Source organism: Candidatus Accumulibacter sp. ACC012, from assembly GCF_907163155.1.
GTDB classification, from domain to species: Bacteria; Pseudomonadota; Gammaproteobacteria; order Burkholderiales; family Rhodocyclaceae; genus Accumulibacter; species Accumulibacter delftensis.
Map to the genome: position 1 here is coordinate 42527 of NZ_CAJQUC010000017.1, position 18631 is coordinate 61157.

The window sequence follows — 18631 nt, forward strand, 5'->3', positions numbered from 1 at the left end:
TTTTGCGACGGTCCAGAATTGGTATGGCGACACCGCCGCTTTCGCCGGCGATCCCGAGGCCACGGCCGCCCCGGTCGACTACGACGAATACCGGCAATCGCTCGCCGGCTTCGTCGAAATCCCGGTGCCGGTAACGGCCGAGCGTGCCGACTACGACCGACAGGCGTCGCAGGCAACGCACTTCATCAACTTCAACGTCTTTGCCGGCGGCCTTGGCGAGCTGGAATATCTGCGTCACATCGGCGTGCTCGACGCCGACTTCAAGCCGGTCCCCGGGCAGGCGCTCGACCTGACGCGCTACCTGCAGCAGGCCGCCAGCGAGTCTGCAGCCAGTGCTGCCCTGCTCAGCGTGCGTGGCCCGCAAGCGGCGCTTGGCAGCGACGGTAACAGCTATGTCCCCGGCGCGACGCCGCTGCCTTACGCCCTTGATTTCAGCACGCCGGGCGGCGCGCCGGCGGGGCAAATGCGCCTGCTGACGCAGCTCGACGCCAGCCTCGACGCGCGCTCTTTCCGGCTCGGTGATCTCAAGCTCGGCGACATCAATGTGCATCTGCCGGCCGGCAAGGCGAGCTTCCAGGGCGACTTCGATTTCAGCGGCAGCAAAGGCTTTGTGCTGCGCGTCAGCGCCGGCATCGACGTCGCCACGCGTACCGCCACCTGGCTGCTGCAGGCCATCGACCCGCAGAGCGGCGAAGTCCTGCACGACGCCAGCCGTGGCCTGCTCGCCGCAGCGGCGGGCGAGCCGAGCGACAGCAGCGCACCACAGCGCGCTTCGCTGAGCTACACGGTCAGCGCCAGCGACAGCGCAGCTTCCGGCGTCGATATTGTGAGCATCGCGCGCCTGTTCATCGACCAGGCACCGCCAATCGACAGCGAGCGCAACCTTGTCAAGCTCGACGCCGACGCACCGCGCACGACGCTGGCGGTGACCGCACTCGGCGACAGCGCGCAAGACGCACCGCTCTTCGATGTGCGCTGGCAGGCCGATGACACGGTGCTTGCTGCGGGCAGTGGTGACAATGGTGATGATAGTGGCGGCACAGCCAGTGCCGGCGCTGCCAGTGGCGTCAAGTCGGTGACCGTCTATGTGGCCGAAGATGGCGGCGAGTTCCGCATTTGGCAACGCCAGGTCGAGCCGACGATCGGCCAGGCGATTTTCACCGGCAGCGCCGGCAAGCGCTATGAATTCCTCGCTGTCGCCACCGACCGCGCCGGCAATCGCGAGGCGGCGTCGGTGGCCAGGGCCGTGCTGCCCGACGACGGCGCGCGACAGGAGATTCTCGACGCCATCGGCGTCAACGAGTCGCTGGCGCAAACTGCCGAACTGCCGCTGGCGGCGATCGACCGCAGCTACCCCAGCAACGCCCTTTTTGCCGAAGCGGCACGGCTACTGCCCGGGCATGTCGCGAGCAGCCAGAGCAGCGATCTGCGTTCCGTACTCGCGCCCTTCAGCCTGCGCGGCTTTGCCGCCGGTTACGCCGCCAGCGACGCCGACATTGGCGCGCAAGCGCTGGTCGAGCTGCCGGATCACAGCTTCCTGGCCAGCGCCGGCGCCGAGCGCAACCAGATGTTCCACTTGGCCAGAAATGGTGGCCCCACCACCACGGATGCCGTAAACACTACCGCCTCCGACCTAACGCCACTGCTCACCCTCGATGCGCCGATCCTCGACATGGCCATCGATCGCTTCGGCCAGCTTTGGCTGACGACCGGCGCCGAACTCTTGCAGCTCGACGCCGCCAGCGGCCAGATCATCGAACGTCAGCGTGGCCCGGGCGGTTATCCGCTGACGCACGCCCTGGCCATCGACCCGAGCAGCGGCAAGATCTACATTTCTTCGGGCAATGGCATCGAGATCTTCGACCCCAACGCCAGCGATCGCGCCCGCGCCTGGCAGCACTTCAGCAGTCAGCGCGTCGGTGACCTGGCTTTCTCTGCCGACGGCCGCCTGTGGGGCGTCAAATGGAGCGGCGGCGAAATCGCTGGCGCGCAACTGCAAGCCAGCAGCGAGATCGTCAGCTTCCCGCTCGACGGCCGCTCGGCTGGCCGGGCCGAGCTCGAATACCGTCTCGCCGGCGTGGTCGACCGCATCGCCTTCGGCGCCGTCGGCAGCGCCCTCGACGGGCTGCTGTTCGCCTCCAGCAACCTCCGCCAGCGCGCAGTTGGCGCCGGCACCACGAGTACGCCGCAGCAGTCACCGCTGTGGATGATCGAACTCGACAGCCGGCGAGCGCTACAGGTCGCCAGCGGCGGCAGCCGTGGCGAGAGCGTCGTCGCCACCGCTGACGGCCGCCTCCTGGTCGCGCAAACGACCGGCATCGACGAAATCTCGCGGCATCGGGCACCACTCGTTCAGGCCATCACGGTTCCCGACGGCGCGCTGGTGCCGCTGCCGCTCACGCACATCGGCGTCGTCTTCGACCAGGCGATGTGGCTGGGGACGACGGCTGACGGCGCCGTTGCAGCAGACGCCCGCAGCGTCCTCAACCCGGCCAACTACACGCTCACTCCCTTGAGTGCGCTGGGCGCGGAGTCCGCTGCAGCAGGTGTGCTGCGGCAGCCACAAGCCGTCCGCTGGGATGCGCAGAGCCGCAGCGCCTGGCTGGAAATCAGCGGCCTCAGCGCCGGCGAGTACCAGATCGACATTGCAGCCAGTCTGCAGAGCGCCGCCGAGACACCGCTGCAAAACGCCTATGCGAGCCGCTTCACTGCTCTCGCCGACATGAGCAGCCGGCTGCAGCTGAATTTCAGCAATACCCGCGCCAACCGCGCCAGCGGTGAAATCAGCTACGAGGTCAGCGTCACCAATATCGGCAGTGACGACATCAGAGGGCCGCTGCTTCTGCTGCTCGACGCCGGCCACTATTTCGCCGACGCCATCGTCGGCGCCCAAGCTGCCGGCGATGCTCAAGCCGCGCCAGCCGAGGCCGCTGCAAGCTTGCAACGCTCCGCGCTGTGGACCATCGACCTCAGCGCCGCGCTGCAGACGCTTGGCGGCCGCCTCGCCGTCGGCGCGACGATCGCCGGCCAGACCGTGCGCGTCACGCCAGGTAGCGAACTTGCGCCGCGCGCCGGCCTGGTCGAGCTGCTCAAAACGAATCTTGGGCACGGCGTCTACGCTTTCCCGCAGGACAATCTACCGCCAGTCCTGGCGGTCGCCGACTGGCTCGACAGCGAGCAATTACCGCCGGCAAGGGTCGGCGAGGAATGGAGCGTAAGGCTTGAAGCGAGCGACACCGACGGCACGCGCTTCTGGTGGCAGCTCGTCGAAGCGCCGCCCGGCGTCACGCTGACAACAGCGGCCGAGACCACCTCCTCCGAGCAAGCTGCGCAGGCGACCGCCACCCTGGCCTGGACGCCAGCCGCCAGCGCCGACGCCAGCAGCAAAATCGTGGTGCGCGTCGAGGACAGCCGCGGCGGCGTCGCGCTGCGCGAGTTCTCGCTGCCGGTCATTGGCGGCAACCGTGCACCGGTGATCGAGGGCACTTACGACCTCAGCATCGGCGAAGGTGAAACGCTGTCGCTGCCCTTGCTCGCCACCGACGCCGAGGGCGACCGCCTGACCCTGGCGATACGCAATCTGCCCTACGGCGCCGTATTCGACGCCGCCAGTGCTGTCCTCCGCTGGACGCCAGACTACGATCAGGCCGGTGTCTGGGAGGCCGTCACGGTCATCGCCAGCGACGGCAAGCGGACGTCCAGCAGCGCGTTCACGATCACCGTCGAACAGGCCTACGCGCCACCCGTGCTGGCCGCCGTTGCCACGCAATCGCTGCGCGAGGGCGAGGCCTGGGCGCTGCAACTGGCCGCCAGCGTACCCGGGATGATCGCCGGCCGCGCCCAGGCCGACGGCACGACACTCAGCCTCGAGTACGGCGCGCGTTGGCTGCCGGGCGGTGCGACGCTCGACGCCCAGAGCGGCTGGTTCGCGTGGACCCCGGGTTTCGACCAGCAGGGTATTTATCGCGTCCCGCTCAGTATCGTCGCCACCTGGACGACTCTCGCCGGAGAAACGAAGCACAGCGTGCTCGGCCGCGAGCTCGTCCTGGACGTCGCCAACGCCAACGGCGCACCCCTCTTCGCCGCACCGGAAACCTGGCGAGTCCTCGAAGGCCAGCCGCTACGCATCAGCGTTTTCGCCTTCGACCCCGACAACCCGGCCTTCGAGCCGCGCATCCGCAGGCACCCCGGCGGCGAAGCGAGCGGCCCGGAAAGCAGTGCACCGACGCTCAGCTACCAGCTCAGCGGCCTGCCGGCCGGTGCCAGCTTCGATGCCGAAACTATGGAAATCCTGTGGACACCGGCTTACACGCAGGCCGGCAGCTACAGCGTCGTCGTCACGGCGACCGACGACGGCGACGGCACCGGAACTCCGGCGCTCAGCCAGATGACGCTGCCGATCGTCGTCAGCAACGCCAACCGCGCGCCGCAGATCGGTGACCTCGGCAATGCCTTCGTCGACGCTGGCGGCGTGCTCGAGATCCCCTTCAGCGTCGGCGACGTCGACGGCAATCCAATCGCCATCGAGATCAGCGGCTTGCCGCGCTTCGCGACCTATACGCAGTTGCCCCCGGCCGCCACTGGCCCGGAAGCTGACCCATCCAGTGCGCCACTGCGCGGCGCCATCCGCTTCGCCCCTGGCGCCGGCGACCGCGGCGACTACACGCTCACCATCACCGCCAGCGACGACGGTGATGGCGCCGCCACGCAGCGGCTCAGCGCAGCGCGCTCCTTCGTCCTCAGCGTGCGCAGCGTCAGCGAAGCACCGCTGATCGCCGCGCCGCGCCAGGTGGTCGCGCTGGTCGGCCAGCCGCTGGCGGTGGCCATCATCGCCAGCGATCTCGATCAGGACCCGCTGAGCTGGACGAGCACGGGCCTGCCCCTCGGCGCCGAGCTGATTCCGGCCAGCCAGTACGGGCAGGCAACGCTGCGCTGGACGCCGACTGCCGACGACCTGGGCAGCCGCGATGTCGAGTTGATCCTCACCGACAGCGGCCTGCCGCCGCAGGACGGCAGCTTCAGCTACCCGGAACACCCGCTGCCCAACGTCAGCCGGCATACCCTGCGCATCATCGTGCGCTCGGAAAACGCGGCGCCCGAGTTGCTCGCCGTCCTGGCCAACGGGCAGCCGCTCGTTGACGACAGCAGCGCAGCCGGCGAATCCACCGCGCTGCGAATCGACGCTCGTGAAGGGCAGCCACTGGCTCTCGAAGTTTTCGCGCAGGACAGCGACGCCGATGCGCTGCACTGGCGCGTCGCCGGCCTGCCGCGCGGCATGCGCTTCAGCGCCGACGGCAATCGCGCAGCCTTCGACTGGACGCCCGATCTCTTCGCTGCACAAGACGCTAGCGACCCCGAACCCACCGCGATGCAGGCCGGACATTGGCGCTTCAGCGTCACCGCCAGCGACGGCATGGCCACGTTCAGCCGCGACTTTGAGATCATCGTCGCCAACGCCAACCAGGCACCACGCATCCCGCCAATGCCACTGCAACTGATCAACGAAGGCGAGACGCTGGCTTTCACCGTCGTCGCCGCCGACCCCGATCGCGACGCCGTGCAACTGAGCCTGGTGTATGACCAGGAAACGCCGGCCGGCGTCTCGTTCAACGCCGGCAATGGCCGCTTCGAATGGACGCCGGAGGATGTCGTCGACAACAGTAGCGGCGACAGCCGCTCGCACACCCTGACCTTCCGCGCCAACGACGGCCGCGGGGCCGACAACTCGACAACCACGCAGAGCGTCCAGATACGCGTTTTCGACGTCAATCGGCGACCGCAGATCAGCGCCAGCAATCACGCCGTGGTGATCGGCGATACGTTGAGCCTCCCCGTCGTATTCAGTGGCGGCGGCGGCGCGAGCAAGGGTATCGCGCTCGGCGACGCCGACGGCAGCACCCAGACTGCAGCGCTGGCGATCAGTTTCAGCGGCCTTCCGGAAGGTGCGCGCTACGACGCCGACAGCCGGCACCTCGTCTGGACACCCGGCGCCGGACAGATCGGTGACTTCACGGTCAGCGCCACGGTCAAGGACGGCCAGGCGCGCAACGGGACGGCGTCAACGGTATTCACGCTGCGCGTCGTCGCCGAAGCGGCTGCCAACGCGCCCACGATCCTGGTCTCGACAACGCCGAGCACGCCCGCACTGCCCGGGCAGACAATCCTGGCAAGCGTGCGCGCCGACGCCTGGAGCGGCATCGCAGAACTCGCGGTAGCCGTACGCGGCGCGGCAATCGGCCCGCTAATGGGCTCCGAAAGCGGTCCCGAAAGCGGCCCCGAAATCTGGCACGACGTTGCCCTGGATAGTGCCGGACGCATCAGGCTCAGCGCCAGCCAGCCCGGACTGATCGAAATGCGCGTCGTGGCCACCGACCGCGACGGCTTCAGCGCCACCCACACGCAGACCCTGCGCGTCAAAGACCCGGCCGATACCGCCGCGCCGCAACTCGCGTGGAGCGGCGCACTCACCGGCGCCAGCGCCAATGCCCAGCCGCACGAAGTGCCGGCAAGCACCGCCCTGACCGCACAGTTCGCCGAAACACAGCTCATGGGCTGGCGGCTGCAACTCGCCGCGGTCGGCAGCAATCGCTGGCAAACGCTGGCCGAGGCCGAAACGCCCGCGAGCAGCGTCGCACAGACCCTGGCGCTGGCGACGCTCGATCCGCGACGCTTCGACAACGGCCTCTATCAGCTGCGCCTGAGTGCCTGGGACCTCGCTGGCCGCAGCAGCGAAATCGCCGCCACCCTGATCATCGACAGCACCGCCAAGACTTTCGCCAGTCATAGCCAGGCCGACGCCACGCTGACCCTGGCCGGCCACACCCTGGCACTCGTTCGCCACTGGCGCGAAGCGAACGGCGACACGCCGGCAGACCAGCGCAGCGACTTCGGCAACTGGACGCTGGCGCTGCTCGCCAGCCAGCTCCGCAGCGACCAGACAACAGCGCTGGCCAATGGGGCCATTGCACCGTGGTCGCTGGGCGCGCGCGTCTGGCTGACGGTCCCGACCGATCTCGCCGACGCCGACGCCGGCCTGACGCAGCTATCCTTCATCCTCGGCGCACAAAGCGAGCGCCTGGGTAGCGAAGCCGGCGCAGCGCAAGTCTGGCAGCCGTCCTTCAGCAGCGACCGGGGCTGGACGCTGCAGGCGCACGCCGACGGCGAGCGCAGCGGCGCCGACAATCTCCAGCGCCAGGGCGAGCGACTCTACGAGCGTGATAGCGGCCTGCCATGGGTGCCCGGCGCCTATACCCTGACGGCGCCGGACGGCACGCGCTACACCCTCGACGCACAAGGGACGATCCACAGCATCAGCTTCACTGACGGCCAATCCTGGCTGCTTTCGGACGCCGGCATCGTGGCGGTCAGCGATGACTTCAGCGCGAGTGGCGCCGAGGGCTTCACGCAACGGGTGGACTTCCAGCGCGACAAGGCCGGCCGCATCGTGCGCATCACCGCTCCTGACGGCAGGGGTGGCCAAACCGCCATTGCCTACCGCTACGACAGCGGCGGTCGCTTGATCCTCGTCCGCCATCTCGAGGATAGCGATTTCGGCACGGCGATTGCCTACGATGCTGCCGGGCAGGTGCTAACCGACCCCATCACCGCGAATCTTGGTGCGGTAGTGAACTGGGCCAGCGGCAAGGCCAGCACCTGGAGCGGCGAGCTCGATGCCGATCAGGCGGCCCAGCTCGCCTTCAGTGTGCGCGAAAGTGAAATCGCCTCGACGATCCACAGCCCGGGCGCCGCGGGCGCCGTGATCCTGGCGCTGGAAACGCGGCTTCCCGCCGACGGCCAGTTCGAAGTCGGCGGCGCCCAGATCATCGCCAGTACCACCGTGGACGGAAAAGTCACCCGCCTCTTGCGCGTCAGCGAAGCCGGCACCAAGCTCATTCGCCTCACCGGCAGCGGCGCCGCACAACTGCGCATCAGCGTCGCCGGTGACCTCAACCGCGACGGCCAGGTCGACGCTACGGACAGCCAGGCCTGGGAACAAGCCGCCACAAGCGAAGACCCACTGGCCGATATCGACGGCGACGGCCAGATCGGCAGCACCGATCGCCAGATCCTCTACGCCAATACCGGCTTCAGGGCCAAGCAGGCGCCGGCGGCGAGCGCAGCCGCTTCCGCGGCACTCAGGACGCACACCGGCCTGGCCACGCGCAGCGCCCTGAGCAATATCGCCGAAGACCTCGAAGGCGACACACTCTTCTGGCGCATTCTCGCCAGCACCCATGGCAGCGCCAGACTCGAAGCCAACGGCGAGGAAGTCAGCTTCACCCCGGAAGCCGGCTACAGCGGCGCAGCGACGCTGACCCTGCAGGCCGACGACGGCTTTGCCGCCGGCGCACCCATCGAGCTGACCATCGACGTCAGCGGCGCAAGATTGCTGCAAATCCATCTCGCGCCATTGCCGGCGCTGGTCAGTGGCCAGTTCGCCCGCCTCCAGGCGAGCGCCGATTTCGCGGACGAACAGTCCGTTGCCATCACCGACCCCACCTATCTCACCCTCAGCGCCGCCGACCTCGCCGGCCTGGGCGGCAGCCTGCCCAGCCCCGTGCTGGTCGACGATGCCCACGACCTGGTCCACGCCACCGGCGTCGGCCCGACGCTGCTCATGCTGCAGCGCGTGGACAGCGATGGGCGCCTGATCCAGACCGCCGCGGCGCTCAATGTGCGCGCCGCGCCGCTGCCCTTCGACCCCGACAGCGGCGACGACGCAAGCGAAAGCCAGAGCCAAAGTGCTGATGCCGGCGAAGAAAGCCCGCCCATCGAGCCCGACGTCTATCCCGGCACGCTCACCCTCATGCCGGGCGACACACGGCAGTTGAAAGTTCGCCTGCTCGACCCGAACGGCGATCAGTCGATCGACATCCACACACCTAGCCAGACCATCTTCGCCGGCACACCGGAAACCCTGGAGAACTACGTCGACCCGGACAGCGGAGAGAGCTTCGAAATCCTCATCCCGGCGACCCCGCCGGTGTACAGCGGCACCCGCTACCTCGTCTCCGACGCCAGTATCGCCACGCTCAGCGAAGACGGCCTGATCACTGCCCTGCAGGCTGGCGAGGTCAACATTTCGATCGTCCACCTGGCCAGCGTCGTCGATCCCTACGGGGGCGTCAGCGAACAGGTCATCGGCCAGAGCGACATCCGCCTGCGCGTGCAAGCCGCCGCACTGACCGACGACGACCCGAGCACCGCCACCCCGGCCGGCATCACCATCGCCGCCGAGCAGGGCGGGGTCGTGCAGGCGGCGACTGGCGAAACGGTGATGATCGGCGCGGGGGCATTGCGGGACGATGCGGTGGTCTCGATACGACGCATCGGCGTCGCCAATCTACTCGCCGAAACGGGAATGGCCGCACCCGAAGCGGAAATCCTGCAGACCCTCGCGGCCTTCCGTCTCGAACTCGGCGAGCAGGCAACCCGCGTGCCGGTGCAACTGGCGATCACGCTGCAAGACGAGGCCGGCGTCGAAGTCGGTGACGAAGTCCTGTTTCTGCGCCGCGGCACCGCCCCCGACCTCACTGGCGCCATGCAGGACAAATGGTGGCTGCTTGACAACGGCTTCGTCGGCACTGACGCGCAAGGCCATCTCGTCGCCCGCACCGCCAGCCCGCCGTACAGCGGCGTCAGCGGTTCCGGCGATCTCATCCTGGTGAAGACCCGCAGCGACCATCAAACCGGTGCGGTCACAGTGCGCGGCAACGGCCTCAACGTCTTTGCCCTGACCACCAATTCGCTGGCGATTTCGATGGCCGGCGACCTGGCGAGTGGCGGCTTGTCGGGCGCCGGAGGAGCAACGAACCTGATCGGCCTCTTCGCCGGCATGTCGGAAATCTACGCCATCAAGCTCGATTATGGCGGCGTTTACCAGGTCGTCCCGCTTCAGAAAAGCCTCGCCAACGGCGAACTCACGCTGACCATCGCCACACCCGGCGCGAGCGGATCGGGCCCCCTTGATGCCACCCCCTCGCCGCGCATCAGCGACGTCAAAATGCTCGCTTCCGGGAAGCTGCAGCTGACCCTGGAGAATCTCCAGGCGGCAGCCGTGCCCGGAATGGCGGCACAGGAAACGGCCTTGCGCCTGTGGGTCTCGCCGGAGCAGCTGAGCATCGATGCGCAGGGCAAAGCGAGTTCCAGCGCCTGGGATACCGACAGTCAAGCCAGGCGCGAAGGCATGCGTCTATGGCAGCAGCTGATCGAACTCGCGGCGGTCGCCCCCGGAGCAAGCAGCATGACCGTCGAAGTCGAGTTCCCGGCGCAGCTTGCCCTCGGCCTACACAGGCTCACCGTACAACGCCTGCTGCAAACCGTCGACCCGAGCCTCCCCGGTGCAAGCCGCTGGCTGGCCAACGGCGAGCCGGGCAGCGTCACCCTCGAAGGGCAGACCGACTTCAGTGTCGTCACCCTCGCCAACAAGATCGAGATTTTCAGGGACGGCCAGATCGTCAATGAAATCCCCTATCTGGACGCCAGCGGCAAGCCCATCGTCGGCGGCGGCAGCAAGACCGACCAGATCGCCTTCAGCCTCGATAACCGTCTGCTCTTCGTCGCCGGCGCGCACGGCAATATCCACGTCATCGACACCGCCACCATGACGGCGGCAACGACCTTCAGCGTCGGCACGGCCAACGTCAGCAGTCTCGCCGTTTCCGGGCAGTGGCTCTACGTCGCCGAGGGCGGCGCATACGAGCCGACGGGCAGCTATCGTCTCCTGCGCGTCAACATCGACGAAAGCGCTGCCGATTTTCTGGCAATCCAGCAGATCGAGCTACCCGCGACAGTGAGTGGGCAGAATGCGCCCTACGGCTATATCGACATGGCGCTCACCCACGGCGCGCATAGCTACCTGGCGGTGACGGCCAGCCAGCAAAGCGTCGGCGTTGCCATTGCGCGCAGTCAGCCAGACAGCGGCAACGTCTTCATTCTTGACCTCGACCAACTGCTGGCAAGCAGGGGCCGTCTCACTGCCACCCACGCCGCCGCTTTCCTGCAAGTCGATTTCCCGACACGGGAAGGCAAGGGACCACAGTACATTTCTTCCGCGGGCATAAAGGACAACACGCTGCGCCTGCTGCTCAGCGACGCTTTCGACCTCAACGCGGGACTGGCCACAGTCACCGTCCAACTGAGCGACTTGGGGAGACTGCAAGGAACGCCGGTCTTCAAACAAATCGCGATGTCCGGCGCCCTGCCCGGCATGAGCCGCCTCGACGGCAACTACCAACTGAATATCCAGCGCGCACAATCGCCAGCGGTAATCGTGACGCGCAACGGCGCCGAATACGCCCTGGTCGCCGACTACTTCTTCGACTTCGTCGACCCGCTCTACGCCCTGGACGACCCGCAGAACGCCCTCACGCAAAAGGGCGGCAAGATCGGCATCGTCAAGAATCCCTTCAGCGCGACCCCGGAATACCTGGGCGCGACCTCGCCGATCATCGACGCCAACTTCTCGCGCTTGCAACTCATCGACGCCGGCAAGACACTATGGGCCGATATCCGCTACTGGCCAACGATCGGCGAACCGCCGCCACCGAGCGGCCTGCTGGTCTGGGACCTGGAGTCGCTGATCGCCGCTGCGGAACGCAATTCACTCACCAGACAAGCCACGCCGCGGCCTCTGCCGATCGATCGCGAGCGCGTCGATGGCGTCACCACCCAGGTCGTGACGCCCAGCAAACTCGATCTCGCCGACAGCCCGCAACTGACTTCCGGCTGGGTCTACGGAATGGCCACCAGCCAACTCCTCAAACCCGACACCGTCGAGTTCAGTGCACCCGTCGATGGTGGCCAGTTCCTCAAGACCACCATCGAACCGGACAAGGACGGCAAAGTCCCCGCGATCAACTACGGCGACATCGCCCGCATAGACCTCTTCAAGCTCATCCGTGACCAATACCCCAGCACGCTCGCCGACCTGAAGGACTCAGATCTCAACATCAACTGGGACAACATCGAAATCGGCGGAGCCGCGACCCTGGTCAAGGACAGCAAAGGTTTCCTGCTCACCGCCGAGCGCGAGGCTGGATATACGGCGGCGGAAGCGGCGACCAGGGAGGCCTACCAGGGACTGCAAACGATCACTACCGACGGCGGCAAAAAGGCGCTGAAAGAGAACGGCATCATCTTCCTCGCGCCGTCGATTGATGTCGATCGCCTGCGCCAAGGCAAGGCGCTGCTTGCTGGCGACGTCACGATCACGATAAAGGGCTATGACAAGGACAATCCTGAAAAACGCCTGCTGCTGAAACTGCGTGTGGTCGACTACACGCGAACAGCTGACACCGTGTTCTTCGGCGACAGGCCGCTGAACAATCCTGGGTACCACCCCGTTCGCAGGCGTGGCCGGCCTCAGCGCGGAGAAAGGCGCCAAGAACGACCTTCTCGATGTCTGGCGTGTCGAGCAACGATTGAAGTACCTCGGATTTGGCCTGTCCGCGGTGGAAAACACGGGAGAAATCACGGTCAACGGCGCAATAGACAACGCAGAGCACATCGTATTGAGGCAATTTACGCAAATCGTCGAGGGAAAGACCGACTACATCTCCACCGTTACCGAAACAATCAAGGTAAAGGGAAAAAACAAGACGACCACCAAGCCACTGCCGCCAATCACGCTATCAAATGATGATGCCGCTTGGCTGAACGCCTACAACGCACCGCACTGGCTGAATTTTTTCCCGTCAGGAAAGCATCAGCTCATCGGCTGGGAGGACCAGACCGACCAGACGCAGCCCACTAAGGCAATGGGCACCAGCTGGATCTATGACCTTATGCTTTCCGCGCAGAATGCCGCGACGGCGCAAGGAAGGCCGTATGCGCTGTGGTTCAACGGTACCAGCTCCCTGGGTACAATGCTCAATCTCGGGATTAATGTGCAGTATGTTTCGCTGCCCAACCAGACCGCGATTGACGGAAACGAATGGCTGTTCGGCCTACGAGCCGATAACGGCGGAATAACGGATGCCTTGAACACCGGCACGTGGAACTACACAAATGCGCTTGCATTGTCAGATCTTCTTCAAAACCCCAATCGACGCCACGGCGTTACCAACCCGCAAGATCCGTTAATTAACGACCAAGGAACTAATAACCAAACGGCAGCCTTGCGAGACTTCCTAGCCGTATATGCGTCTGTCCGAACAGACGCCATAAACGGCAATGGATCGCTGGATGAGCAAGTGCAGCAGATACATTCTGGAAAAACCGCTGACGAGCAGCTGATAATTCAACGAGCACTGTTTGGCGATGGGACATCGGCTGGAGGTTTGATTAACAGCGACAATTTGCTACTCGGTGGTTTGGGTACTCACGGTGGTGGCATTGGAGCCAAACTTACGCCCGAGTCTCTGGCGGCGATCATGGACTCAAACGCTGAAAGAATGGCCCAGTGGGTGGCTCCTATTAATGAAGCACTGAAGACCTTCGAGATCAATACCCCAAAGAGGATTGCCGCATTTTTGGCGAACGTCTACGAAGAAACTGGTCGGCTGCAATGGATGTATGAAAGCGGATGGCTTTCAGAAGCTGCGACGGCGGCGGACCTTGATCGGCAGTACTCTAACCGCAATGGAAACATCCCAAACACACATGACGGCTCGAACTTCAGGGGACGCGGACTTCTCCATCTTACTGGCCGAAGTAACTACACCCTTGCAACGCAAGGTGGAACGGTTGCAGCACTTCAACTAACCCGCGGCCCCGATCGAAGTTACAGGCCTTACGTACAACGGCAAGTACCTAGTTTAAACACCGTTGTCGGGAGTACTTATGATTTAATCGCCGACTATGCTTTAATATCGTCTGATTTGCAACTAGCTGCCGACGTTGGAGCGTGGTATTGGAGATATGGGTCAGCCTGGAATGACCTAAATCAACGAATAGACAACACGGATCAAAATGACCTGCAGAATTTTCGGGAAGTCCACTCTGGCATCAACGGAAATCCAACACAGCCTGCAAGAGACGCAAGACAAGAAATACTGAATCGCATCAACAGTTTTATGTACGATGAAAACAGCTTCGGCAACATAAAAACCGCCCTGAGCGCATTGGGGATTACTGTCAATAACGAAAGAACCTACAACAGGAAGTTTGGGTTTTCACTGAATATGCGTGCACCTCAAAAAACTGGGCCGGTCACTGTAAATTTGCTTCCTTATAATGAAGCATTGCCCACGGGCGAACCTGGAACTGGAGCGCAATCTTTGCTAGAGGGATCGCAATATCACGGCGATAACTTTCTGGGAGAATTAACGATGTTAATAGCAGAAATGCCATACGCCCCAACAAATGACATCGGCAAGCAAAACACATCTATTGAACGACAACAAAAAAATGAAGCCACTGCTCCGGAATTGCTACATGGAACAATAGGTGTCTGCCTTGTATCACCTACGCTTGAACGAATGCAACCCGAGGGCGACTCCCCGTTTTCTAACGGCCGCGATATTTACCCAAAAGATAGTGGCGGACAAATATTTCCCGAAGCTCGTTTCGACGGCAATTTGCAAGCGGACATCGAGGCAGCAAAGGTTCAAATACTTAAACAACCACAACACGGAGAAATATTAATAAGAGACGGATTCCGGTTTCAATACTTACCTCAAGCCGGCTACACTGGTAACGACGAAGCCACCGTCTTGGTTAATATTGGCGGAAAGAATGTAAAAGTAGTTTATTTTATAAAGGTCCTAGATATTTCAACCCAAACACATAATGACTACGAAAACTATAAAAGAGTATATATGCAACACTGCGAAAAAAGCGAATGGCGCATCTTTTACAACGTGCGTAATACCAGCTCAGTGGCCAACAATGTTACCCATCACGGATCTAATGCTGCAAGGAGCGCCCCCATCCTAAGCTTCAGCGATCTTACAGGAACAGTCATCGGGCAAACCACGGGCGAATGGCACGACGCAACAATCACCCTCTCCCCCACCGCCGCCGGCTACGGCTGGTTCATAGACCCCACCCCGTCCGACAACGCCGAATTCCTCCCCACCAGCAACCCATTCGAGTGGATCGCCAAGCCGGGCTCGGAAGCCGAAGGCAGGATGGATCTGCTCACCGTTCTGCTCCATGAATACGGCCACGCCGTGGGACTGGACCACACCGCCGACAGCCACGGCCTGATGGCCTCGACCCTCCTGCCGAGCGTCCGCCGCCTGCCCTCTTCCACCGAACTCATCGCCCTGCGCGGCCTTCTCGCCGGCACGGACTCCGCACCCCTGCCGTACGATCCCTCTACACCGCCCGGCGCACCGCTGCCGCTGAGCCGTAGCGTCGGCTCCCTGCGGCTTGGCCGCCTACGCCCGCCGGAGCCAAGCGACCCGACCGGCGACAGGCTCAACGCGACGCTCACACAATTCAGTATCGTGGCCAACCCCACCCTGCTTGACCCCGCTTTCATCGACGGCGCTGACTGGTGGTCCACGAGCGGCAAAGTCGTCTTCGTGCCGGGGTTCGCGACGCTCAAGGAAACGGCCACCTCGCAAACCCGCCTCAACCAGGCCTTTGTGCTCGGCGCCAATGATCGAACCCTGTCCTTCACCTTGGCCGATATCGCGCTGGACGACGTGGACGCAGCCCCCGACGACGCCTTCGAAGTGGCGCTGATCGACGCCAGTACCGGCCTGTCACTGATGGGAGGCACCGGCCTGGCTGACAACGACGCGATCCTCAACCTGCAAGCCGATGGCAGCGAGCACAAGGCCGCCGGTGTCACGACGCTCCGCAACGCCGACGGCAGCCTGTCGGTCGTCGTCGACCTGACCGGCATCGCGACGGGTACCGCAGTCAACCTGAGCTTCGACCTGATCGGCTTTGGGCGCGACGCGGCTGCCGCCAGCAGCCAGGTCAGCATCCGCGACCTTCATCTCGGCGGCGGCCATAGCATTGAAGCCCGCGACGATGTCGCTACCACGGCCGAAGACACGCCGGTGACCATCGACGTCCTCGGCAACGATTTGGGCAGGGACCTGGGCAACAACCCCGGCGGCGAAACGAACGGCATCGTCCCCGCGCTCGTCCCCATCCTCATCGACGGCCCTGCGCATGGCGATGTTGCCGCCAACGCCGATGGCAGCATCACCTACCGCCCGCACGCGGATTGGCACGGCGACGATCGCTTCACCTATCGGCTGCTCAGCGACGGTGTCGAATCGAATCTCGCGACCGTCCGCCTGATCGTCACGCCAGTCAACGACGCGCCGACACTGGCCGAGATCGCCCCAACCAGCGGGCTCACGCTGCTCGAAGGCCAGCACTTCACCGCCAACGCTTCCGGAAGCGACGTCGACACTGGCGATATCCTGCGATATTCCCTCGATGCCGCGCCGGCCGGAGCGACGATAGACCCGACCACCGGGAGCATCGACTGGCAAGCGAGAGACGGCGACGCCAACCACTATTTCTGCGTGCGCGTCAGCGATACGGCGGGTGAATCAGCGAGCACTCACTTCACGCTGAACGTGCTCAACGTGGCGCCGACGCTGAGCGCCAGTGGTCTGCAGGCGACCTACACTGGCGAGGACTTCACGCTCACCCTGAGCAGCAGCGATCCGGGCGACGACCGCATCGACAGCTGGCGAATCGACTGGGGCGATGGTCAGGTCGTCGACATTGTGGACATCGCCGGCAACCCTGGCCAGGTCAGCCACCGCTACACGGGAATACTCGGCGAAGTCCGTATTCGCGCCAGCGCCATGGACGAGGATGGCAGCTATACTCTCGAACCGCTGGCCGTGGCCGTGCTACCACTCCCCTTGCAAGTCAGTTCGTTCAGCTACGATTACGGCGGCTTTGCGGTGCGTTTCAACAACGTCTTCGACGCCAGTCAGATCAAGCTCTACGACTCGCTGCTCACCGGTCTCCGTACGACTGACATCCTTCTCACAGGCAGCACCGGGGTAATCAATGGATCCCTGGTCATCGACGCCGACTACCGAGGGTTGCGCTACCTGATCGGCGGCGGCGGTCTCCACCCCGACACCTACCAACTGACGCTGACGAGCGGGCCGCAGGCGTTTCGCGGCGTATGGAGCACTCTCGACGGCAACGCTGACGGCGTCGCTGGCGACGATTACCAGGCCTCGTTTTCTCTCGACGCCCTGCCAACAACACAGCTCTCGCTGCCCCACTTCATGCGCGGACCCGGCCAGGCGGTCAATGTGCCGGCTGCCGGCAAACATCTTCCGCTGACGCTGCTCAGCCCGGGTGAGGTGCGGCGCTTGAGCTTCGTCATCCGTTTCGATCCATCGCTGCTGGTAATCAGCGCTGCGCTCCCGGGTTCCGGCCTGGCCGCGGACGCTTTGCTGGCGATCGACCGCTCAGTCGCCGGCGAGCTCCGGGTGAGCATCGCGTCGGAAACGGCCATCGCCGCCGGCACGGTCACGCTGCTCGACCTCGTCGCCAGCGTACCGGCGACGGCCCCGTACGGCGCGCAGCAGATACTCGATATCCAGCAGGTGTCGATCAACGCGCAGTCCCTGGCCGGCGTCGACCGCGACGGCCAGCACGTGGTCGGCTACGTCGGTGACAGCAACGGCAACGGTACCTGGGAATGGGCTGATGTGACGCTAATTCAGCGCACTGCGACTGGGACAGACGATGGATTTGCCGCCTGGTCCCGGATCGATCCACTCCTGCTTGCCGACATCGATGCCGACAAACGAATCACTTTTTGGGATGCATCGAAGATCGGCCAAAGGATGAATGGCCTCCCATGGCCAGAGGTTCCAAGGCTGCCGACCCGCCTGCCCTTGACCTTTGCGGCGCCGCAGGCGTGGCCGGAGCAGCCGGCGCCGGGGCAAAGCCCACCGCAAATCGACTTCGGCGCAAACTTCGCCGGCTTCGCGATCGGCAGCGACGACCCACGCAACCGGCGCGACAACTGGAAGACATCCTTCGTCACCCAACTCGCGAGTAGGACCATCAGTCCAAACAGCCGCTTACAGGTGACGCTGGAGGCCGCTCCGCCAGTAACGCCGTCGGCATGAACACAGCTTCGAGCGCAGTCTCGCGGGCGTGCTGCCGACAAACGGTCATGACACGCGCAGACCACCCCTACCCCGATCATGAAAGTCATGAACCGTCGAGGGTTTGTTCGAGTGCGCCGGTGTGGATGTGGTGGACTTTGGCGTACTGGTACACCAGCAAGGCGCTGCCGTAGGCTTCGCCGCCGGCGGCGAAATAGCTGTCTTCGATCCGGCGGACGAGGGTTTCGATGGCCTAGCGAATGGGGTAGAGCGCTTCGATGAGGTGGACGTCGACGCGATATTCTTCAAGCTCAGGCTGCCGGGGAGAATTTCCGGATGCACTTCGGCGATGGCCAGGGCCTTGACGACGAAGGAGCGCATGGCTTCACCGAACTTCGGCATCGAGGTCCGCTCTCCGGAGCCAAGGTCGATCAGAAAAGAAAGGGCCTCGCTCAGCGCGGCCAGGGCGGTCTTGGCCTTTTCGTGTGTGTTGCACGCAAGATGGACGCTATCAATTCCGGCTACCGCATGGCTTTCGCGCAGCTGTTGGTTTGCTGAAAGACTTGTCGGGAATGCGGAATGAGGAGTGCGGAATGCGGAGCTTGGCGTGCGAAGAGCGCAGTGCCGAGTGCGCAGTG

At 64.3% G+C, this 18631-nt stretch carries 3 protein-coding genes (1 of these 3 only partly in view); all 3 read left to right on the forward strand.

The genetic code is table 11. The annotated features are described in order from the left end of the window. Window positions 1-12640 carry the final stretch of a CARDB domain-containing protein gene (locus QZ648_RS16805; protein WP_291997733.1) on the forward strand. 21245 nt of this gene lie to the left of the window's left edge, so only the last 12640 of its 33885 coding nucleotides appear in the window; the start codon falls outside the window, past its left edge; it ends in the stop codon at window positions 12638-12640. A gap of 2119 nt (window positions 12641-14759) precedes the next feature. Then, window positions 14760-18014 carry an Ig-like domain-containing protein gene (locus QZ648_RS16810; protein ID WP_366144176.1) on the forward strand — a complete coding sequence of 1085 codons (3255 nt, stop codon included), beginning with the start codon at window positions 14760-14762 and terminating at the stop codon, window positions 18012-18014. A 315-nt stretch (window positions 18015-18329) separates the two neighbouring features. Further along, window positions 18330-18551 carry a hypothetical protein gene (locus QZ648_RS16815; protein WP_291997734.1) on the forward strand — a complete coding sequence of 74 codons (222 nt, stop codon included), beginning with the start codon at window positions 18330-18332 and terminating at the stop codon, window positions 18549-18551. The last annotated feature ends 80 nt before the right edge of the window (window positions 18552-18631 follow it).

What these genes read in the sequence shown, in the direction of transcription:
- QZ648_RS16815 (WP_291997734.1), top strand. Translation starts at nt 18,330, where the DNA reads ATGCACTTCGGCGATGGCCAGGGCCTTGACGACGAAGGAGCGCATGGC.
- QZ648_RS16810 (WP_366144176.1), top strand. Translation starts at nt 14,760, where the DNA reads ATGCAACACTGCGAAAAAAGCGAATGGCGCATCTTTTACAACGTGCGT.